This window comes from Micromonospora sp. NPDC049051, assembly GCF_043197575.1.
Taxonomy (GTDB): domain Bacteria; phylum Actinomycetota; class Actinomycetes; order Mycobacteriales; family Micromonosporaceae; genus Micromonospora.
Genome location: NZ_JBICTL010000002.1, coordinates 266,910 through 287,453, shown reverse-complemented (window position 1 = coordinate 287,453; position 20,544 = coordinate 266,910). Strand labels below are relative to the sequence as shown.

Annotated in this window: 14 protein-coding genes; 4 read left to right on the top strand and 10 right to left on the bottom strand. The window is 74.0% G+C overall.

Annotated elements, in window-relative coordinates; all coding sequences use genetic code 11:
• Positions 1-281: 281 nt before the first annotated feature.
• Entirely contained in the window at positions 282-716 is a 435-nt protein-coding gene (locus ACGFIR_RS08620; RefSeq protein ID WP_393006322.1) for a hypothetical protein, read from the bottom strand.
• A gap of 511 nt (positions 717-1,227) precedes the next feature.
• Here ACGFIR_RS08620 and ACGFIR_RS08615 point away from each other — a divergent pair.
• The gene (locus ACGFIR_RS08615; protein WP_393143970.1) at positions 1,228-1,437 is read left to right on the top strand and encodes a hypothetical protein; all 210 of its coding nucleotides are present in this window, start codon (positions 1,228-1,230) and stop codon (positions 1,435-1,437) included.
• A gap of 20 nt (positions 1,438-1,457) precedes the next feature.
• Here the strand turns inward: ACGFIR_RS08615 and ACGFIR_RS08610 are convergent, their stop codons facing one another.
• A complete protein-coding gene (locus ACGFIR_RS08610) occupies positions 1,458-3,935 on the bottom strand; it encodes a Tex family protein (protein ID WP_393006060.1) in 2,478 nt (825 codons plus the stop codon).
• Between the two features lie 147 nt (positions 3,936-4,082).
• On the opposite strand from ACGFIR_RS08610, the gene ACGFIR_RS08605 reads away from it, so the two are divergent.
• Positions 4,083-5,594, top strand: a complete 1,512-nt coding sequence (locus ACGFIR_RS08605; RefSeq protein WP_393143968.1) for a deoxyguanosinetriphosphate triphosphohydrolase family protein — start codon at positions 4,083-4,085, stop codon at positions 5,592-5,594.
• A gap of 6 nt (positions 5,595-5,600) precedes the next feature.
• Here ACGFIR_RS08605 and ACGFIR_RS08600 read toward each other — a convergent pair whose 3' ends face one another.
• The 7 genes from ACGFIR_RS08600 to ACGFIR_RS08570 all read right to left on the bottom strand — a co-directional run bounded on the left by ACGFIR_RS08600 (position 5,601) and on the right by ACGFIR_RS08570 (position 13,985).
• Entirely contained in the window at positions 5,601-6,746 is a 1,146-nt protein-coding gene (locus ACGFIR_RS08600) for an MBL fold metallo-hydrolase (RefSeq protein WP_393143966.1), read from the bottom strand.
• A gap of 109 nt (positions 6,747-6,855) precedes the next feature.
• A complete protein-coding gene (locus ACGFIR_RS08595) occupies positions 6,856-7,869 on the bottom strand; it encodes a serine hydrolase (RefSeq protein WP_393143964.1) in 1,014 nt (337 codons plus the stop codon).
• Positions 7,870-7,943: 74 nt separating this feature from the next.
• Positions 7,944-8,888, bottom strand: coding sequence for an SDR family NAD(P)-dependent oxidoreductase (locus ACGFIR_RS08590; RefSeq protein WP_393143962.1), 945 nt, complete (start codon positions 8,886-8,888; stop codon positions 7,944-7,946).
• A complete protein-coding gene (locus tag ACGFIR_RS08585; RefSeq protein ID WP_393143960.1) occupies positions 8,885-10,069 on the bottom strand; it encodes a zinc-dependent alcohol dehydrogenase in 1,185 nt (394 codons plus the stop codon). The genes ACGFIR_RS08590 and ACGFIR_RS08585 overlap by 4 nt, the downstream gene beginning before the upstream one ends.
• 484 nt (positions 10,070-10,553) lie before the next feature.
• Complete coding sequence (locus tag ACGFIR_RS08580; protein ID WP_393143958.1) at positions 10,554-11,318, bottom strand: succinate dehydrogenase/fumarate reductase iron-sulfur subunit; 765 nt, start codon at positions 11,316-11,318, stop codon at positions 10,554-10,556.
• Complete coding sequence (locus tag ACGFIR_RS08575) at positions 11,315-13,252, bottom strand: fumarate reductase/succinate dehydrogenase flavoprotein subunit (protein ID WP_393006046.1); 1,938 nt, start codon at positions 13,250-13,252, stop codon at positions 11,315-11,317. The genes ACGFIR_RS08580 and ACGFIR_RS08575 overlap by 4 nt, the downstream gene beginning before the upstream one ends.
• 1 nt (position 13,253) lies before the next feature.
• A complete protein-coding gene (locus ACGFIR_RS08570; RefSeq protein ID WP_393143956.1) occupies positions 13,254-13,985 on the bottom strand; it encodes a succinate dehydrogenase cytochrome b subunit in 732 nt (243 codons plus the stop codon).
• Between the two features lie 35 nt (positions 13,986-14,020).
• On the opposite strand from ACGFIR_RS08570, the gene ACGFIR_RS08565 reads away from it, so the two are divergent.
• Positions 14,021-14,950 carry a LysR family transcriptional regulator gene (locus ACGFIR_RS08565; RefSeq protein ID WP_393006042.1) on the top strand — a complete coding sequence of 310 codons (930 nt, stop codon included), beginning with the start codon at positions 14,021-14,023 and terminating at the stop codon, positions 14,948-14,950.
• Between the two features lie 99 nt (positions 14,951-15,049).
• On the top strand, positions 15,050-16,372 hold the full coding sequence (locus ACGFIR_RS08560; protein WP_393006040.1) for an FAD-dependent oxidoreductase: 1,323 nt from the start codon (positions 15,050-15,052) through the stop codon (positions 16,370-16,372).
• A gap of 46 nt (positions 16,373-16,418) precedes the next feature.
• Here ACGFIR_RS08560 and hrpA read toward each other — a convergent pair whose 3' ends face one another.
• Entirely contained in the window at positions 16,419-20,453 is a 4,035-nt protein-coding gene (gene hrpA / locus ACGFIR_RS08555; protein WP_393143954.1) for an ATP-dependent RNA helicase HrpA, read from the bottom strand.
• Between the last annotated feature and the right edge of the window lie 91 nt (positions 20,454-20,544).

Below are 20,544 nucleotides of genomic sequence, written 5' to 3'. Positions count from 1 at the left end.
AGGCAGAGTCAGGCGCCACAGAACAAACCCGTTCTAACAGGGATGAACGTGCTGTCGCCGTGAAATCGCGACACTCGACGCTGATCCCGACAGGTCAACCGCCCAACGGCCCGTCAGGACGCGGCCCGCTGCCGAAGAGGTGCCTCCCGACCTGCGCGATGGCGGTCCGGATGGTGGCATGAGGGCGGCGCTGGCCGCCGACTGACGCAGCAGCGGCACCCGGTCGACGGGCGCCGGCTCGCCGCTCAGCGGGCCTCGGGGTTCACGGCGCCGCCGCCCGCTCAGGGCGTCTCGTCGCCCGCCTCGAGGCGGCGGGCCAGCAGCGTGCGCAGGGGGATCGACTCACCGTCGCGGCCACCCGCGCCGACCACGAGCGGCGGCGGGCTGGGCTGCGGCTCGGCCCCGAACAGCAGGGCGCGCGGGCCGCCGGCCACGGTCAGCAGGTGGAACCGCCCGTCGACGTCGACGGCCCGGGTGCGGGCCCGGTCGACGTACCAGCCGCGCAGACCCGTCCGGTAGCTGCCGCGCCCGTCCAGGCCCCGGGCCGTGAGCCGTTCCGTGGGCAGCCCGCGCCGGAGCGCCTCGGCGACGAACCAGGCGACGAGCTGCGCCGCCTCGGCACCCTCCGCCGCCCGCCGGCGCTCGTCGGCCGCCGCGTGCGCCCGCACCGCCCGCCGCTGCCGCTCCCGCCACTCCAGGCCGTCGCCCCCATCCACGACAGCGACGGTACGCCCGCCGCCCGCCGCCCGCCGCCCGCCGCCCGCCACGCCCGCCGTGCCCGCCGTCCCCCGCCGCCCGCCGCCCACCGCGATCCGTCGTCCCCCGTCCGCACCGGTCAGCGCCCGACCCCCGTCGCCACCCGCAGGCACGGCCGGTCACTTGCCGGGTCCACGCGTGCGGGGCGAGCTGCGGGCGACCGACGCCCTCGCCCGCGACGCCGTCGCCACTCGCGCCCGGCGCACGTCCTGGTCGTGGCGGGCGGCGTCAGCGGCGCCGATGGCCTAGCTGGTCGCTGTCGAGCTGAGTCGTCTGCGACATCAGGCGTCGCCCGGATCGTCGTCGCCTGAATCGGCTACGACATCAGCTCGACAGCGTCCCGCAGGTGTCTTCCGGGCCCGGCGGAGGCTTGCTTCCGGCCGCTCAGGCGCGAGCATCCGCGAACGTGCGGCTGCGCCCCGGCGCCCGAGCGTGCGCCCGTCGGTGCGACCCCGGACTGGGTGCCCGTCGGTGCCCAGCCTGGGCGGTCTCCACGACGCTGCGCCCGGCCCTGGACGTGCGTCAGCGCCGGGCGCCGTCGACCGCCTCGCGCTCCGGGAGCTGGCCCGCGAGGCCGCCCACCGCCTCGCGCTCCGGGAGCTGGCCCGCGAGGCGGCCCACCGCCCCGCGCTCCGGGAGTTGGCCCGCGAGGCCGCCCACCGCCCCGCGGACCCGTCGTGACGGCGCTCCTGCGCCGCCGGTCAGGCCAGCCCGGCCCGGCGCAGCGCCTCCGCCATGGCGTCGTTCGTCGGCGCGGGCCCCGAGCCGCCGCGGCCCGGCCGCTGCGCGCCGCCGCGCCCGCCGCCCTGGCCGCCGCCCTGGCCGCCGCGCCCGCCGCCGCCCTGACCGCCCCGGTCACCGCGTGCACCGCCGCCCTGGCCCGACTGGCCGCCCGGAGCGCCCCGCGAGGCGCCCCGGTCGCCGCGCGGGCCGCCCTGTGCGCCGCGCTCGCGGCGCCCGCCGTCCGGGCCACCGCGCCCGGCGCCCGCCTCCGCGTCGTCCTCCAACCGGAGGGTGAGCGAGATCCGCTTGCGGGGCACGTCGACGTCGAGCACCTTCACCCGTACCACGTCGCCGGACTTGACCACCTCGCGCGGGTCCTTGACGAACGTCCGGGACATGGCCGAGACGTGCACGAGCCCGTCCTGGTGCACGCCGACGTCCACGAAGGCGCCGAACGCGGCCACGTTGGTCACCACGCCCTCCAGCACCATGCCCGGGACCAGGTCGCTGATCTTCTCGACCCCCTCGACGAAGGTCGCGGTGCGGAACTCCGGCCGCGGGTCGCGACCCGGCTTCTCCAACTCGGCGAGGATGTCGGTGACGGTGGGCAGGCCGAACGTGTCGTCGACGAAGTCGGTGGCCCGCAGCCCCCGCAGGATCGCGCTCCTGCCGATCAGCGACCGCAGGTCCTGCCCCGTGGTGGACAGGATCCGACGCACCACCGGGTACGCCTCGGGGTGCACGCTGGAGGAGTCCAGCGGGTCGTCACCGCCGGGGATACGCAGGAAGCCGGCGCACTGCTCGAAGGCCTTCGGCCCGAGCCGGGGCACCTTCTTCAGCTCCGCGCGGGTGCGGAACGGCCCGTTGGCGTCGCGGTGCAGCACGATGTTCTCCGCCAGCCCGGCGCCGATGCCCGAGACCCGGGTCAGCAGCGGCGCGGACGCGGTGTTGACGTCGACGCCCACCGCGTTGACGCAGTCCTCGACCACCGCGTCCAGCGACCGGGAGAGCTTCACCTCCGACAGGTCGTGCTGGTACTGGCCGACCCCGATCGAGCGGGGGTCGATCTTGACCAGCTCGGCGAGCGGGTCCTGGAGCCGCCGGGCGATGGAGACCGCCCCGCGCAACGAGACGTCCAGCCCGGGCAGCTCCTGGGAGGCGTACGCGGAGGCGGAGTAGACCGACGCCCCGGCCTCGGAGACCACCACCTTGGTCAGGTTGAGCTGCGGGTAACGCTTGATCAGCTCGCCCGCGAGCTTGTCGGTCTCGCGGCTGGCGGTGCCGTTGCCGATGGCGACCAGCTCGACGCCGTGCGCCCCGGCCAGCCGGGCGAGGGTCTCGATCGAGGCGTCCCACTGCCGGCGCGGCTCGTGCGGGTAGATCGTGTCGGTGGCGACCACCTTGCCGGTGGCGTCGACGACGGCGACCTTCACCCCCGTACGCAGGCCCGGGTCCAGCCCCATGGTGGGCCGGGTGCCGGCCGGCGCGGCGAGCAGCAGGTCGCGCAGGTTCGTGGCGAAGACCCGCACCGCCTCCTCCTCGGCCGCCTGCCACAGGCGCATCCGCAGGTCCGCCCCCAGGTGGATGAGGATCCGCGTACGCCAGGCCCAGCGCACCGTGTCGGCCAGCCAGCGGTCCGCGGGCCGGCCCTTGTCGGTGACGCCGAAGCGCCCGGCGATCGCCGCCTCGTAGCGGCTCGGCCCGGTGACCACCGCGTCGGCGTCGCCGGCCTCCTCGGGCTCCATGGTCAGGTCGAGCACGCCCTCCTTCTCGCCCCGGAACATGGCCAGGATCCGGTGCGAGGGCAGCTTCGGGTACGGCTCGGCGAAGTCGAAGTAGTCGGCGAACTTCGCGCCGGCCGACTCCTGCCCGTCGCGTACGCGGGAGACCAGCCGGCCCCGCGACCACATCTGCTCGCGCAGCGTGCCGATCAGGTCGGCGTCCTCGGCGAAGCGCTCGATGAGGATGGCGCGGGCGCCCTCCAGCGCGGCGGCAGCACCGGCCACGCCCTTGTCCGCGTCGACGTAGCCGGCGGCGACCTGGCGCGGATCCTGGCCCGGGTCGGTCAGCAGCGACTCGGCGAGCGGCTCCAGCCCCGCCTCGCGGGCGATCTGCGCCCGGGTCCGACGCTTGGGCTTGTAGGGCAGGTAGATGTCCTCCAGGCGGGACTTCGAGTCGGCCGCCATGATCTGCGCTTCCAGGGCCTCGTCGAGCTTGCCCTGGCCACGGATCGACTCCAGCACCGCCGCGCGCCGCTCGTCCAGCTCGCGCAGGTAGCGCAGCCGCTCCTCCAGGGTGCGCAGCTGGGTGTCGTCGAGCAGGCCGGTGGCCTCCTTGCGGTAGCGGGCGATGAACGGCACGGTCGCGCCGCCGTCGAGCAGCTCCACGGCCGCACTTACCTGACGCTCGGCGACGCCGAGCTCCTCGGCGATCCGCTGATGAACAGAGAGGGTCACGATCTCGATCCGCCTTCGGTGTGGGTTCCGCCGTGCATTCTGCCGGCCCCCACCGACGGCCGTCGCGACCCCCGCCCCGGTGTGCCGCCGCCTACCGGACCGGCGTGCGTACGCCGTCGCGGCCCGCGCTGCGCTAGCGTGGCGATCATGGAAACTCCCGTGGACCCGCGCGCCCGGCGGCTCTTCGGCGGCAGCGCCCGGGCACTCGGCGACCTCGCCGCCAGCCCGTTCCGGGCCGACCGGGACCGCATCGTCGCCTCGCCGTTCTTCGCCCGGCTCAACGGCGTGACCCAGGTGGTCAGCCCTGGCGGGTCCGGCCTGCTCGTGCACAACCGGCTGACCCACAGCCTCAAGGTGGCGCAGGTGGCGCGCGCCATCGCCGAACGGCTCACCGCCGACGAGGCGTACCGCGACCTGCTGGAGAAGCTGGGCGGTTGCGACCCGGACGTGGTGGAGGCCGCCGCGCTCGCGCACGACCTCGGCCACCCGCCGTTCGGGCACCTGGGGGAGCGGGTGCTGGACCGGCTGGCCCGGCAGCGGCTCGGGCTGACCGACGGCTTCGAGGGCAACGCCCAGTCGTACCGGATCGTCACCAGCACCGAGATCCGCGGCGCGGCGACCACCGGCCTGGACCTCACGGCGGCGGTGCGGGCGGCCCTGCTGAAGTACCCGTGGACGCGGCTGGACCACCCCGACCCGCACCCCCGGCTGCTGGACCCGCCGCCGCGCGGCGCCACCCCGCCACCCGACGACCCGGGCAGCGGCTCGTCGAAGTTCGGGGCGTACCGGACCGAGGTCGACGACCTGCGGCAGGCCCGGGAACCGTTCGCGGGCCGCATCCCGGACTGGCAGCAGACCGCCGAGGCGTCGATCATGGACACGGCCGACGACATCGCGTACGCGATCCACGACGTGGAGGACTTCTACCGGGTCGGGGTGCTCCAGCAGGGCGCGGTGGCCGCCGAGCTGATGGCCTGGCAGCGCGAGAGCGGGCACTTCCGGGCCATCACCGACGCGGCGCTGGCCGCCGCCGCCCGCCGACCCGGCTCGGCGATCGAGCGGCTGCGCCGGCAACTGCACCGCAAGGACGCCTGGGTCGCCGACGACGACGCGTTCGCCGCCGCCGTCGAGCACGTCCGCGAGGAACTGGTGGAGGGGCTGCTGGCGATGCCCTTCGACGGCTCCATCGAGGCGGAGCAGTACGTGGCCCGGTTCTCCGCCCGCTGGACGACCCGCTTCGTCGACGCGATCACCGTGGTCGCGCACCCGGCGGTGCGCTCCGGGCACGTGCTGCTCCCGCCGGCGCAGTGGCACGAGGTGCAGGTGCTCAAGTTCGTCCACCACCGGTTCGTGCTGGCCCGGCCGGACCTGGCCCTGCACCAGCGCGGGCAGGCCCGGCTGCTGGGCACCCTGGTGGAGGCGCTGCTGGAGTGGCTGCTCGACCCCGAGGAGGAGTCCCGGCTGCCGCGCCGCCTGCACGACCTGGTGGAGCTGGCCGAGGCGGAGCTGCACCCGCGTACGCCGGACCGGATCGGCAAGGCCCGCGGCCGGGCGATCGTCGACTTCGTCGCCCAGCTCACCGACGGCCAGGCGGTCGCCATGCTGGACGCCCTGTCGGGCCGCTCCGGGGCGCTCTGGACCGACGCCTTCGTCCTCTGAGGCCGTTCAGGCGACGGCCTGCCACCAGCCGTCGACGGCCGGCGGATCGTCCACCACCACCCGCTCCCCGGGGCGGGGCACCGCCAGCCGCACGTCCCGGGCCTTCGTCTCGGCCCAGATCCGGTCCACCGGCTCGGACCAGTCGTGCAGGGCGAGGTTGAACGTCGCCCAGTGCACGGGTACGAGCAGCCCGCCGCGCAGGTCGAGGTGGGCGGCGACGGCCTCCTCGGGGAACATGTGGATGCTCGGCCAGGCCCGGTCGTACGCCCCGATCTGCATCAGGGTCACGTGGAACGGCCCGTGCCGCTCGCCGATCTCGGCGTAGCCGTCGAAGTAGCCGGAGTCGCCGGTGTAGAAGACCTTCCGGTGCGCGCCAGCGACCACCCAGGAGCTCCAGAGCGTCCCGTCGCGGCGCAACCCCCGGCCGGAGAAGTGCTGGGCGGCGGTGGCGGTGATCTCCAGCCCCGCCACCCGGTGGCTCTCCTCCCAGTCCAGCTCGACGATGCGCTGCGCCGGTACGCCCCAGCGGTCGAGGTGCGCGCCCACCCCCAGCGGCACCAGGAACGGCGCCGACTGGCTGCCCAGCAGCGCCTGCACGGTCGCCATGTCGAGGTGGTCGTAGTGGTCGTGCGAGATCAGGATCGCGTCCACCGGGGGCAGTTCGTCGAGGCGTACCGGCGGGGCGTGCAGGCGGCGCGGACCGACCAGAGTCGACGGCGAGCAGCGGTCGCTCCACACCGGGTCGAGCAGCACCCGGTGGCCCTCGATCTCGATCAGCGCGGAGGCGTGGCCGTACCAGACGACGTTGAGCTCACGCCCGGCGTCGGCGGCCGGGGCGGCGTCCGGGCGCAGCAGCGGCACGGCGGCGCTCGGCCGGCGCTTCTGCTTGCCGAAGATCAGCTCACGGACGAGGTGCCGGTCGGGAACGCCGGGCATCGAGCGGGAGCCGCCCGGGTTGTGGAAGGTGCCGTCGCGGAACCGGGGGGAGCGGGCGGCCCGCTCCGCGCGGGCGCCGGTCAGCCGGCCGCCGAGCGCCGCCGGCACGTCCCGGGCCACCCACGCGAGCCCGGCCAGCGCGGCCAGCCCGGCCGCCCCGCGTAGCCGCCGCCCGAGCGTGCCGTCGAGTCCCGCACGTTGCGCTGGTGCGCCCATCGTCGTCCCTCCGCCGTGTCCCGCGTCCCACGGTAGCCCGGCGGCCGGGGGACCGCCGGAAGGTCGGCGGGGCCCGCCGCGCCGGCGGGCCCCGTGCGTGGAGAGGCGCTCAGCCGCCGTTGCTGGGCCGCTGCGCGCTCGGCCGGTGGGTGATGCCGGTGCCGGCCAGACGGTCGACGGCGGCGAGGAAGCGCCGGCCCATCCGGGCCCGCGCCTCGACGGCGGGGTGCGTCGCGCCGTAGTCGTCCGCCCCGGCCTGCCCGTCGGCGAAGAGGGCGTACGTCAGCACGGGCGCACCGGCCGCGTCGAAGATGACCCCCGCCTCGTGCCGGGCGTCGGCGAACCAGCCGGCCTTCGTGGCGACCCGGGCCCGCTCGGTCGAGGACATGACCCGGCGGATCCCGTCGGTGTACGCCACGGGGGCGCGCAGCTGCCGCAGCACGAACGCCGTGCTGGCCGGCGAGAGCAGCGTGCCGGCCACCAGCGCGCGCAGCAGGTCGTGGGTCTCGCGCGGGGTGCTGGTGCCGAGGAAGAACCGGTTGGGGTTGGCCACCGGCTGCACCTGCGTGTTGGGGAAGCCCTTGCCGCGCAGGATCTCGTTGAGCTCGGCGGCCGGGCAGACCAGGCCGCACAGCCGTACCGCCGTGTCGTCGGAGACGGTCAGCAGGTTGGCCAGCGCGTGTCCCAGCGTCACGAAGCTCGGGTACGCGCCGTCGAGGCTGAACATGCCGTCCCCGCCGGGCACCACGATCGCCGCCGTCACCTCGACCCGCTGGTCGAGCGTCAGCAGCCCCCGGTCGACCTTGTCGAGCACCGCCACGGCCACCGCGACCTTGTTGACGCTGTACGCCTCGATGCGCCGGTCCGGCTCGGCGGACACCGCCACCACGGGCGCGCCCGCCGGGTCGGCGACGCTGACGTACGCCTGCCAGTTGCCGCCCGCCGCCACCGTCTGCCGCTCGTAGCTCGCGGCCACCCGGCGGGCGGCCTGCTGCGGCGTCGCCGGGGCCGGTTCGGTGACCTCGGGGGCGGCGGACGCCGGCACGGCGGTGCCGAGCACCGTCCCGGCCGTGGCCACCGTGCCCAGACCCAGCGCGGTCCTGCGGTTCAGCCGGATAGTCAATCGTCTCTCCCGTCGTGGTCGGTCGACCCACCACCCTAGGCGAAACGATCGATACCGGTGACCCCGCGAGGCGCTCACCGCAGCCGGCGCCGGACGGCCGCGACGACCGGGCCGGGCAGTTCGCCCACGGCCCGCGCCACCCGCCCGAGGTCGGGCAGCCAGCCGCCGCGCACCGACGCGGCGGCCGGATCCGGCGCGAACAACACGCCGTCGTGCGGCGCGACCGGGCGGTCGGTCAGCCCGGCCAGCCGCATCAACGGCCCGACCAGGGCGTCGTAGACGCCCGGCAGCACGGTGAAGCCGACCCGCATGACCACGTTGGCCCGGCCCACCGACACCTCCCGGCGGGGCCGGTCGGCGCACTCCACGATGGCCCGCGCCACCCGCTCCGGCGTGGTGACGGGCGGCGGGGGCCGGCCGATCAGACCGAGATGGTTCGCGGCCCGCTGGTAGACCGGGGTGTCTACGCTGCCGGGGTTGACGATGCAGACGTGCACACCCGGGGTCTCCCGGACCTCCTGCTGCAACGTGCGGGCCAGCCCCTGCAACCCCCACTTGCTCGCCACGTAGCCGCTCATGTAGGGCGCCGTGATGTGCCCGAGCACCGACCCGGTGAGGATCAGCGTCCCCGCGCCGTCGACCCGGAAGTGGCGCAGCGCCACCCGGGCCACCGCGGCGGCGGCCAGCAGGTCGGTGCGCACCACCTGCTCGAAGACCCGCTCCGGGGTCTCGTCGAACCGGCCGTACGCCATCACCGCCGCCGTGTGCACCCAGACGTCGAGGCCGCCGAAGCGGTCCAGGGCCGCCTCGGCGAGCGCCGCGGGCGCGCCGGCGGCGGTGACGTCGGTGGGCACCTCCAGGGCCTGCGCGCCCGCGGCCCGACACTCGTCACCGACGGCGGCGAGGGTGACGGGGGAACGGGCGGCGAGCACGAGGTGGTCGCCCCGATCCGCGAAGGACCGGGCCGCCGCGCGGCCGATCCCGCTGGTCGCGCCGGTCACGACCACCGTACGGGTCATGGCGCCAGCACGACCTTGACGCAGCCGTCCTCCTTCTTCTGGAACATCTCGTACGCCTGCGGCGCCCGCGCCAGCGGCACCCGGTGGGTACGCAGGTCCTCCACGCCCAGCGGGTCGTCGTCGCCCGAGAGCAGCGGGATGATCTCGTCGGTCCACCGTCGTACGTGGCACTGCCCCATCCGCAGCTGGACGCCCCGGTCGAACATCTCCATCAGGGGCAGCGGGTCGACCTCGCCGCCGTAGACGCCCGAGATGGAGACGGTGCCGCCCCGCCGGACGGCCTTGAGCGCGGCCTTGAGTACGACCAGCCGGTCCACCCCCGCCTTGTCGGTCATGGTCTGCGCGAGCTTGTCGGGCAGCAGCCCGGCGGCGGTCTGGGCGAGCTTGCCGAGGGGCGCGCCGTGCGCCTCCATGCCCACGGCGTCGATGACCGCGTCGGGGCCACGCCCGTCGACGAGGTCGATCAGCGCGTCGGGCACGTCGTCCAGCTGGCTGACGTCGAGCACCTCGATGCCGTGCCGGCGGGCCATCGCCAACCGCTCCGGCACCAGGTCCAGCCCGATGACCCGTTCCGCGCCGAGGTGCCGGCCGATGCGGGCGCAGAGCTGGCCCACCGGCCCGAGCCCGAAGACGGCGAGGGTGCCGCCGGGCGGGGTGTCGGCGTACTTCACGGCCTGCCAGGCGGTCGGCAGGATGTCGGACAGGTAGAGCCAGCGCTCGTCGGGCCCGGTGTCGGGCACCTTGACCGGGCCGAACTGGGCGTGCGGCACCCGCAGGTACTCCGCCTGCCCGCCGGGCACCGAGCCGTACAGCGAGGTGTAGCCGAAGAGCGCCGCCCCCTTGCCCTCGGCGGTGACCTGGGTGGTCTCGCACTGCGCGTACAGCTGCCGGTCGCACATCCAGCAGGAGCCGCAGGAGATGTTGAAGGGGATCACCACCCGGTCGCCCGGCCGGAGCCGGGTCACCCCCGGGCCGACCTCCTCGACGATGCCCATCGGCTCGTGGCCGAGGACGTCGCCGGGCTTCAGGTACGGCCCGAGCACCTCGTACAGGTGCAGGTCGGAGCCGCAGATGGCGGTCGAGGTGATCCGGACGACGGCGTCGGTCGGCTCCTCGATCCGCGGATCGGGCACCTCCTCCACCCGTACGTCCCGCTTGCCCTGCCAGGTCAGTGCCTTCATGTTCCGCCGTCCCTCCTCGTGCCGTCCCCGGGGTTGCTACCCGCCCCCGACGACTTGAACCGGCACCGGAGCGGCTCCGGTCCGGCGGTCCCCGGCCCGGCGGTCCCGTCTGGCAGTCCCGGTCCGGCGGTCCGGGTCTGGCGGTCCCGGTCCGGCGGTCCGGTCAGTGCCGGTCGACGCCTGTCGAGCTGATGGCACAGACGACTCAGCTGATGTCGCAGACGATTCAGCTCGACAGGGCGCGAGCAGGCGTATCCGGCCGGCGCGGGGAGCGGGCCGAATCCCGGCGGGGGCGACTCTGGTCGGAGTCGGGCGCGGACCAGCGGCTCGTCCCCGGCGGGGCCGGTCGGAGTCGGGGCGCGCGCGTCGCGGCAGGGGAGTGCGACGGCGGGCCGGCGGCCGGGCAGGTGGTACGGCAAGGGCCGCCGCGTTCGAAGGATCGCGGCGGCCCTGCACCGGCGTCGCCGGCGGGACGTGCGGAGGGTCAGGAGCCGGGGGTGTTGTCGCCCCGCTTCGAGGTGGCCATCAGGTAGTCGCGGTTGAGCCGGCCGATGGTGTTCAGCGGGATGCCCTTGGGGCACACCACGGTGCACTCGCCGGCGTTGGTGCAGCCGCCGAAGCCGGCCTCGTCATGTGCGTCGACCATGCCGATCACCCGGGTGAAGCGCTCCGGCTGGCCCTGCGGCAGCAGCGAGAGCTGGGTGACCTTCGCCGCCGTGAAGAGCATGCCGGAGCCGTTCGGGCAGGCCGCGACGCACGCGCCGCAGCCGATGCACTCGGCGGCCTCGAAGGCGGCGTCGGCGTTGGCCTTGGCGACGGGGGTCGAGTGGGCCTCGGGGGCGCTGCCGGTCGGCGCGGTGATGTAGCCGCCGGCCGCGATGATCCGGTCGAAGGCGCCCCGGTTGACCACCAGGTCCTTGATGACCGGGAAGGCCCGGGCCCGCCACGGCTCGATGTCGATCGTGTCGCCGTCGGAGAACTGCCGCATGTGCAGCTGGCAGGCGGTGGTGCCGCGCTGCGGCCCGTGCGCGTCGCCGTTGATCATCAGGCCGCACATGCCGCAGATGCCCTCGCGGCAGTCGTGGTCGAACGCCACCGGCTCCTCGCCGGCGAGGATCAGCCGCTCGTTGAGGACGTCGAGCATCTCCAGGAAGGACATGTCCGGGGAGACGTCGTCGACCTTGTAGGTCACCATCCGACCCTTGTCCTCGGGGCCGGACTGGCGCCAGATGCGCAGGGTCAGGTTCACTTGTAGCTCCGCTGCGTGGGGTGGACGTATTCGAAGTTCAGGTCTTCCTTGTGCAGCACCGAGGGCTCGCCGGTGGCGGTGAACTCCCACGCCGCCACGTACGCGAAGCGGTCGTCGTCGCGCTCCGCCTCACCGTCGGGCGTCTGGTGCTCGGCCCGGAAGTGACCGCCGCAGGACTCCTCGCGGTGCAGGGCGTCGATGCACATCAACTCCGCCAGCTCGAAGAAGTCGGCCACCCGGCCGGCCTTCTCCAGCGACTGGTTGAGCCCCTCGCCGGTGCCCGGCACCCGGACCCGCTGCCAGAACTGCTCGCGCAGGGCGCGGATCTCGTCGATCGCCTTGCGCAGCCCGGCCTCGCTGCGCTCCATGCCGCAGTGCTCCCACATGATCTGGCCCAGCTCGCGGTGGAACGAGTCCACTGTCCGGTCGCCGTCGACGGCCAGCAGCCGCTGGATCCGGTCCTCGACGTCGGCGCGCGCCTGCACGGCCGCCGGGTGCGTGGCGTCGACCTTCTCGAACGGGCCGGACGCCAGGTAATGGGCGACGGTGTTCGGCAGCACGAAGTAGCCGTCGGCCAGACCCTGCATCAGCGCCGAGGCGCCGAGTCGGTTCGCGCCGTGGTCGGAGAAGTTCGCCTCGCCGATCACGAACAGGCCCGGGATGGACGACTGGAGGTCGTAGTCGACCCAGAGGCCGCCCATCGTGTAGTGCACGGCGGGGTAGATCCGCATCGGCACCTCGTACGGGTCCTCGCCGGTGATCCGCTCGTACATCTCGAAGAGGTTGCCGTACTTGGCCTCGATGGCCTTGCGGCCGAGCCGGTCGATCGCGTCGGAGAAGTCGAGGTAGACGCCGAGCCCCGTCTGGCCGACGCCGCGTCCCTCGTCGCAGACGTTCTTCGCGGCCCGGGAGGCGATGTCGCGCGGGACCAGGTTGCCGAAGGAGGGGTAGATCCGCTCCAGGTAGTAGTCCCGCTCGTCCTCGGGGATGTCCCGCGGGCTGCGGGTGTCGCCCTTGGCCTTGGGCACCCAGACCCGGCCGTCGTTGCGCAGCGACTCGCTCATCAGCGTCAGCTTCGACTGGTGGTCGCCGGAGACGGGGATGCAGGTCGGGTGGATCTGCGTGTAGCAGGGGTTGGCGAAGTACGCGCCCTTGCGGTGTGCCCGCCAGGTGGCGGTGACGTTGCAGCCCTTGGCGTTGGTGGAGAGGTAGAAGACGTTGCCGTAGCCGCCGGAGGCGAGCACGACGGCGTCCGCGAACTCCGTGGTGATCTCGCCGGTGACCATGTCCCGCACCACGATGCCCCGGGCCCTGCCGTCGACGACGATCAGCTCCAGCATCTCGTGGCGGGTGTTCATCTCCACGTTGCCGAGGCCGATCTGCCGCTCCAGCGCCTGGTACGCGCCGAGCAGCAGCTGCTGGCCAGTCTGGCCCCGGGCGTAGAAGGTGCGCTGCACCTGCGCGCCGCCGAAGGAGCGGGTGTCCAGCAGGCCGCCGTACTCGCGGGCGAACGGGACGCCCTGGGCGACGCACTGGTCGATGATGTTGACCGAGACCTCGGCCAGCCGGTGCACGTTCGACTCCCGGGAGCGGAAGTCGCCGCCCTTGACGGTGTCGTAGAAGAGGCGGTGCACCGAGTCGCCGTCGTTGCGGTAGTTCTTGGCGGCGTTGATGCCGCCCTGCGCCGCGATGGAGTGTGCCCGGCGCGGGCTGTCCTGGTAGCAGTAGGTCTTGACCCGGTAGCCCTGCTCGCCGAGCGTGGCGGCGGCCGAGCCGCCGGCCAGGCCGGTGCCGACCACGATCACGGTCAGCTTGCGGCGGTTGGCCGGGTTGACCAGCTTGGCCTCGAAGCGGCGGCGTTCCCAGCGGGTCTCGATCGGGCCGTCGGGAGCCTTGGTGTCGGCGATCGGGTCGCCCTCGCGGTAGAGATCCATGTCAGGACACCAATCCGGTGAGTACGGCGAACGGGACCGCCAGGTAGCCGGCGCAGAGCGCCACGGAGAAGCCGAGGGCCACCGCCCGGGCCCGCCGCTCGCCGCTCGGGGTCTGCTGGCCGAGGCTGCGCAGCGCGCTGAACAGGCCGTGGCGCAGGTGGAAGCCGAGGGCGACCACCGCCAGGGTGTAGAAGAGCGTCACGTACCAGCGTTCCGGGGCGAAGTCGGCCACCACGTTGGCGGAGGGCCGGTTCGGGTCGCCGACCGGGTTCAGCGTGCCGGTGGTGAGGTCCAGGATGTGGTAGACCACGAAGAGCAGGATGATCACCCCGCCCCAGCGCATCGTGCGGGCCGCGTAGCTGCCCTGCACCTTCTTGCGGTGCGCGTACCGCACCGGGCGGGCGGCGCGGGCGCGTACGGCGAGGGCGGTCGCGGCCCAGATGTGGCCGACCGCCGCCACCACCAGGCCGATCCGCATGATCCACAGGAACCACACGCCCGGCAGCAGCGGGGTGCCGATCTCGCGCAGCCAGTGCGCGTAGTGGTCGAACGAGGCCGCCCCCGTGAAGATCTTCAGGTTGCCGAGCATGTGCGCGATCAGGAATGACACCAGGATGATGCCCGTCACCGCCATGACGGCCTTCAGGCCGACGCTGGAGCGGATGGGCGACCGGGTTCTCGTGACTACCACGCGATCGACGCTAGGAGTACTTGATTCAGTCGTCCAATGCATCGAACTCGCAGTCTTGATAGCTATAAGCTATGTAGATGCAGCTCCATCAGCTGAAGTACTTCGTGGCGGTGGCGGAAGTGCGACATTTCACCCAAGCCGCCGACATCGTCGGCATCACCCAGCCCTCCTTGAGTAAGCAAATTCACGCCCTGGAGGAGGGCCTCGGCGCCCCCCTGTTCGAGCGGGTAAGGGGCAACATCGCGCTCACCGCGGCCGGTGAGGTGCTGCTGCCGCTGGCCAAGCGGATCCTGGCCGACGTGGACACCGCGACCCGCGAGGTGCAGGAACTCGTCGGCCTACGCCGCGGCCGGGTCCGGCTCGGAGCCACCCCCAGCCTCGTCACCTCGCTCGCCCCGCCGGTGCTGCGCCGCTTCCGCGACGCCCACCCCACCATCGACCTGCGGGTCGAGGAGAGCGGCTCGCAGGACCTCGTCCGCGGCCTGCTCCGCGGCGACCTCGACCTCGCACTGATCATCATGCCGGCGCAGGGCATCGACCCCGGCCTGCGCGCCGACCCCATCCTGCGGGAGAGCCTGGTGGTCGCCTCCGTCGAGGAACTGCCGGTGGCGCCGGGCAGCGACCAGCTGCGCGTCACCGACCTGCGTGACCAGCCGATGGTGATGTTCCGGGAGGGCTACGACCTGCGCGACGCCACCCTCCAGGCCTGCCGGGAGGCCGGCTTCGACCCGACCATCGCCGTCGACGGCGGCGAGATGGACGCGGTGCTGAGCTTCGTCGAGGCCGGGCTGGGCGTCGCGCTGGTCCCCGGCATCGTGGTGGTCCGCCGGCCGGGCGTACGCGTCACCCGGCTGGCCCCGCCCGGCGTCCGGCGGACCATCGCGGTCGCCCGGCGCCGCGACGTGGTGCCCACCCACGCCGGCCGGGAGCTGCGCCGGATACTGCTGGAGTACGTGCGCGACGCCACCGCCGACGGGGACCTGCCGCCGGGCTTCGAGCCGCTCTGAGGCCGCCGGCGCGGGCCCGGTCGGCGTCCCCGCCCGCCCGCGCCAGGTTGCGCACGACGGAAGACGACCGGCCCCCGCCCGCCTGCCTACGCTGCCCGCATGGCAACGGGCAGCGCCGTGGTGATCGGCGCCAGCATGGGCGGACTGCTGACCGCCCGCGCACTCACCGAGGCGTACGAGCGGGTCACCCTCGTGGACCGGGACGTGCTGCCCGAGGGCGCGGACAGCCGCCGGGGCGTACCGCAGGGGCGGCAGTTGCACGTCCTGCTGACCCGGGGCCGGCAGGCGCTCGAGGAACTGCTGCCCGGGATCTCGGCGGAGCTGACGGCGCGCGGCGTACCCACTGTCGATTTGCACGAGCAGGTCCACTGGTACAACAACGGCCACCGGATGCGGCGCGCGCCGTCCCCGCTGTTCGCCATCGGGGTCAGCCGGCCGCTGCTGGAACAGGTCGTCCGGGAGCGGGTGGCCGCCCTGCCCGGGGTGCGGATCGTGCCGGGCTGCGAGGTGGCGGGGCTCACCACCAGCGCCGACCGGGGGCGGGTCACCGGCGTACGGCTGCGCCCCCGCGACGGGCAGCCGAGCACCCTCGCGGCCGACCTCGTCGTCGACGCCGGCGGCCGGGGCACCCGCAGCCCCGTGTGGCTGGCCGAGCTGGGCTACCGGCCGGCGCCGGAGGAACGCGTCAAGGTCGGCGTCACCTACCTCACCCGCACCTACCGGCGGGAGCCGCACCACCTGGAGGGGCTGCTCGGCGCGCTCACCAACGCCGTGCCCGGCCAGCCCCGGGGCGGCATCGTGGCCGTGCAGGAGCACGGCCGGTTCGCCGTGGCGCTCAGCGGCATGCTCGGCGAGGAACCGCCGGCCGACGACGAGGGCATGACCGCCTTCGCCGAGACCCTCGCCGCCCCGCAGATCGCCGACCTGCTGCGTACGGCGCAGCCGGAGAGCCCGCCGGCGACGATGAAGTTCCCGGCCAGCGTGCGGCGGCGCTACGAGCGGCTGCGCCGCTTCCCGGCCGGCTACCTGGTGGTGGCCGACGCCGTGTGCAGCTTCAACCCGGTCTACGGGCAGGGCATGACGGTGGCGGCGCTGGAGGCCCTGCTGCTGCGCCGGCTGCTGCGCCGCTCGCCCGAACGGCTCGCCCGGCGGTTCTTCCGGGGCGCGGCCCGGCTGATCGACGGGCCCTGGTCCATCGCGGTCGGCACCGACCTGCGCTTCCCCGAGGTGCCCGGCCGGCGCTCGCCGCGGGTACGCCTGGTCAACGCGTACGTGGGCCGGCTGCACGCGGCGGCGACCCGGGACCCGGCGCTGGGCGCGGCGTTCCTGCGGGTGGTGAACCTCGTCGACCCGCCGACGCGGCTGCTCTCGCCGCCGGTGCTGCTGCGGGTGCTGCGTGGGGCACCGGCGTCCGCGCCCTGACCGTGCCGACGCCGACGCGCCGCCCGACGGGGGCGGGCGTGCCGCCCTACCTGCCCTCGGCCTCGTCCATCGCCCGGTAGATCCGCTGCTCCGACACCGGGTACGGGGTGCCCAGCGCCTGGGCGAACACGTTCACCCGCAGCTCCTCGATCATCCAGCGGATCTGCCGGACCGCCGTCGACTGCCGGCGGCTCGGCGGCAGCGCGGCGAGCATGTCCTGGTACTCCTTCTGCACCACCGCGATCCGGTCCTGCTGCTGCTTGTCGCGCTGCGGGTTGCCCGGCAGCCGGTCCAGCCGCCGCTCGATCGCGGTCAGGTAGCGCAGCAGGTCGGGCAGGCGCGCGTACCCGGTCTCGGTGACGAAACCCTTGTGCACCAGGCCGTTCAGCTGGGCCCGGATGTCGGCCAGCGCGGCCACCACCGCCAGGTTCCTCGTGGCGCCGAGGCGCTGCTCGACCGCGTACGCGGCGGCGAGCACCCGGCGCACCCGATCCATGACCTCGACCACGGTGTCCACCAGGTCGGCCCGGGCCCTCTCCCGCAGGGCGGCGAAGCCCTCGGTGTCCCAGGCCGGGCCGCCGGCGTCGCCGATCAGCTTGTCGATCGCCGCCCCGGCCGCGTCGGAGATCAGCTCCTGCACGCCGCCGTGCGGGTTGCGGCTCAGGGCGAGCTTCGCCTCGTTGCTCAGCCGCCCCTGGAGGAACTTCGCCGGCGACGGCACGGTCAGCCGCAGCAGCCGCCGCGTGCCCGCCCAGTGCGCGGCCTCCTGCTCGGCCGGCGAGTCGAAGACCTTCACGCCGACCGTGTCGCCCTCGTCGACCAGGGCCGGGTACGCGGTCACGGCGTACCCGGCGCGCACCTGCTCGATGGTGCGCGGCAGCGCGCCGACGCTCCACTCGCGCAGCCCGGTGCGGGCCACGTCCGGGGCGGCGGCAGCCACCACCTGGCGTACCTCCGCCTTGAGCTGGCGTTGCAGGGCCGGCAGGTCCTTGCCCTCGGCGACCGGCTTGTTCTCCTCGTCGAGCACCCGGAAGCTGACCCGCAGGTGCGCGGGGAGCCGCTCGGTGTCCCAGGCGTCGCGGGGCACGGTGACGCCGGTCATCCGGCGCAGTTGCCGGGTCAGCGCGTCCAGCAGCGGCTCCTCCCCGGCGGGCATCGCGGCCAGCGCCGCGCGCGCGTAGTCCGGCACCGGGACGAAGTTGCGGCGCACGGCCTTGGGCAGCGAGCGGATCAGCGCGATCACCAGCTCCTCGCGCAGCCCGGGGACCTGCCAGTCGAAGCTCTCCGCCGGCACCTGGTTGAGCAGGGGCAGCGGGATGTCGACGGTCACGCCGTCGGTGGGGGTGCCCGGCTCGAACCGGTAGGTCAGCGGCAGGCTCACCCCGTCGGCGGACCACTCGTCGGGGTAGTCGGTCTCGTCCACGCCGGTGCGGCCGGCGTTGACCAGCAGTTCCCGGGTGAAGGTGAGCAGGTCGGGCTGCTCCCGGCGGGTCTTCTTCCACCAGGCGTCGAAGTGCCGCCCGGAGACCACGTCGGCGGGGATCCGCGCGTCGTAGAACTCGAAGACGCTCTGGTCGTCGACGAGGATGTCGCGGCGGCGGGCCCGGTTCTCCAGCTCCTCGATCTCCGCCAGCAGCCGCTGGTTGTCCCGCCAGAAGTGGTGGTGGGTCTGCCAGTCGCCCTCGACGAGGGCGTGCCGGATGAACAGCTCCCGGGACAGCGCCGGGTCGATCCGGCCGAAGTTGACCTTCCGGGAGGTGACCAGCGGGATGCCGTAGAGGGTCACCTTCTCGTACGCCATCACGGCCGCCTGCTTCTTCTCCCAGTGCGGCTCGCTGTAGCTGCGCTTGACCAGGTGCTGCGCGAGCGGCTCGACCCACTCGGGCTCGACCCGGCCGGCCACCCGGCCCCAGAGGCGGGAGGTCTCCACCAGCTCGGCGGCCATCACCCAGCGCGGCGGCTTCTTGAACAGCGCCGAGCCGGGGAAGAGGGCGAACTTCGCGCCCCGGGCGCCCAGGTACTCGTGTTTTTGCGCGTCCTTCAGCCCGACGTGCGACAGCAGGCCGGCCAGCAGCGACTGGTGCACCTTCGGGGTGTCGATCTCCTCCGGCAGGTCCGCGCCGCCCCGGCGTCCGCCGTCGGCGTTGCGCGCCGGTCGCCCGCCACCCTGCTCGGAGGTACGCAGTACCTGACGCAGCTGGCTGACGATGTCCTGCCACTCGCGCACCCGCAGGTAGTTGAGGAATTCGGCCCTGCACATCCGGCGGAAGGCGCTGGAGGAGAGTTCGCGCTGCTGCTCGCGCAGGTGCCGCCACAGGTTGAGCAGCGACACGAAGTCCGACTCCCGGTCGGTGAACCGGGCGTGCGCCTGGTCGGCCTGGGCCTGCCTGTCGGCGGGCCGCTCGCGCGGGTCCTGGATGGACAGCGCGGCGGCGATCACCATCACCTCGGTGGCGCAGCCGTTGCGCTCGCCCTCGACGACCATCCGGGCCAGCCGTGGGTCGACGGGGAGCTGGGCCAACCGCCGGCCCAGCGCGGTGAGCCGCTTCGCCGGGTCGGTCTCGGCCGGGTCCAGCGCGCCCAGCTCGTGCAGCAGGTTGACGCCGTCGGCGATGTTGCGCCGGTCCGGCGGGTCGATGAACGGGAACGCGGCGACGTCGCCCAGCCCGATGGAGGTCATCTGGAGGATGACCGAGGCGAGGTTGGTACGCAGGATCTCCGGGTCGGTGAACTCGGGCCGGGACAGGAAGTCCTGCTCGTCGTAGAGGCGGACGCAGATGCCGTCCGAGGTGCGCCCGCAGCGGCCCTTGCGCTGGTTGGCCGACGCCTGGGAGACCGGCTCGATCGGCAGCCGCTGCACCTTGAGCCGGCTGCTGTAGCGGGAGATGCGGGCCGTGCCCGGGTCCACCACGTACTTGATGCCGGGCACGGTGAGCGAGGTCTCCGCGACGTTGGTCGCCAGCACCACCCGGCGCCCGGCGTGCGGGGCGAAGACCCGGTGCTGCTCGGCGGTGGAGAGCCGGGCGTACAGCGGCAGGATCTCGGTGCCGCGCAGCGCCGGCTTCTTCTCCACCAGCTTGCCCAGCGCGTCCGCGGTGTCGCGGATCTCCCGCTCGCCGCTGAGGAAGACCAGGATGTCGCCGGGCCCCTCGGCGGCCAGTTCCTCGACGGCGTCGCCGATGGCCTGGATCTGGTCGCGGACGTTCTCCTCGTCCTCCCCGTCGTCGTCGCCCTCGGCCACCTCGACCAGCGGCCGGTAGCGCACCTCGACCGGGTACGTGCGCCCGGAGACCTCGACCACCGGCGCCGGTACGCCGTCCGGCTCGTCTGCGGTGGGCGGCCCCGCGAAGTGCCGGGCGAAGCGCTCGGTCTCGATGGTCGCCGAGGTGATGATGACCTTCAGGTCGGGTCGGCGGGGCAGCAGCTGCCGGAGGTAACCGAGGATGAAGTCGATGTTGAGGCTGCGCTCGTGCGCCTCGTCGATGATCAGCGTGTCGTACTGGCGCAGCATCCGGTCGGTCTGCAACTCGGCGAGCAGGATGCCGTCGGTCATCAGCTTCACCAGGCTGCGGTCGCTCACCTGGTCGGCGAAGCGCACCTTGTAGCCGACCACGTCGCCCAGTTCGGTGCCGAGCTCCTCGGCGATCCGGTCCGCCACCGTACGCGCGGCCAGCCGGCGCGGCTGGGTGTGCCCGATCAGGCCGGTGACGCCGCGCCCCAGCTCCAGGCAGATCTTCGGCAGCTGGGTGGTCTTGCCGGAGCCGGTCTCGCCGGCCACGATCACCACCTGGTGGTCGCGGATCGCGGCGGCGATGTCGTCCCTGCGCTCGCTGACCGGCAGCTGGGCCGGATAGGTGATCACCGGTACGGCGGCCCGCCGGTGCTCGAGCACCGCCTCGGCCCGCGCCACGTCGGCGGCGATCTCGTCGAGTGCCGACTCCCGGCGCTGCGGGTCGCGCAGCCGGCGTACCCCGTCCAGGCGCCGTTGCAGGCGGCGCTGGTCGCGGAACATCAGCGGACGGAGGCGGCGGTGCAGCTCGCGGACGGGGTCGGTCGCGGCGGGTGCGGCTGGATTCTGCATGTCGTCGCCAAGGATAGGCAGCCGCCGGCCGGACCGCCCCCGGGTTACCGCCGCACCGCCGCACCGCCCGCCCGTGGTCACGCCCGTCGGC

Bases quoted from the DNA above. Each gene is read 5' to 3' on its own strand.
- ACGFIR_RS08605 (WP_393143968.1), top strand. From the start codon at position 4,083: ATGGAAACTCCCGTGGACCCGCGCGCCCGGCGGCTCTTCGGCGGCAGC.
- ACGFIR_RS08600 (WP_393143966.1), bottom strand. From the start codon at position 6,746: ATGGGCGCACCAGCGCAACGTGCGGGACTCGACGGCACGCTCGGGCGG.
- ACGFIR_RS08590 (WP_393143962.1), bottom strand. From the start codon at position 8,888: ATGACCCGTACGGTGGTCGTGACCGGCGCGACCAGCGGGATCGGCCGC.
- ACGFIR_RS08585 (WP_393143960.1), bottom strand. From the start codon at position 10,069: ATGAAGGCACTGACCTGGCAGGGCAAGCGGGACGTACGGGTGGAGGAG.
- ACGFIR_RS08575 (WP_393006046.1), bottom strand. From the start codon at position 13,252: ATGGATCTCTACCGCGAGGGCGACCCGATCGCCGACACCAAGGCTCCC.
- ACGFIR_RS08570 (WP_393143956.1), bottom strand. From the start codon at position 13,985: ATGCATTGGACGACTGAATCAAGTACTCCTAGCGTCGATCGCGTGGTA.
- ACGFIR_RS08565 (WP_393006042.1), top strand. From the start codon at position 14,021: ATGCAGCTCCATCAGCTGAAGTACTTCGTGGCGGTGGCGGAAGTGCGA.
- ACGFIR_RS08560 (WP_393006040.1), top strand. From the start codon at position 15,050: ATGGCAACGGGCAGCGCCGTGGTGATCGGCGCCAGCATGGGCGGACTG.
- hrpA (WP_393143954.1), bottom strand. From the start codon at position 20,453: ATGCAGAATCCAGCCGCACCCGCCGCGACCGACCCCGTCCGCGAGCTG.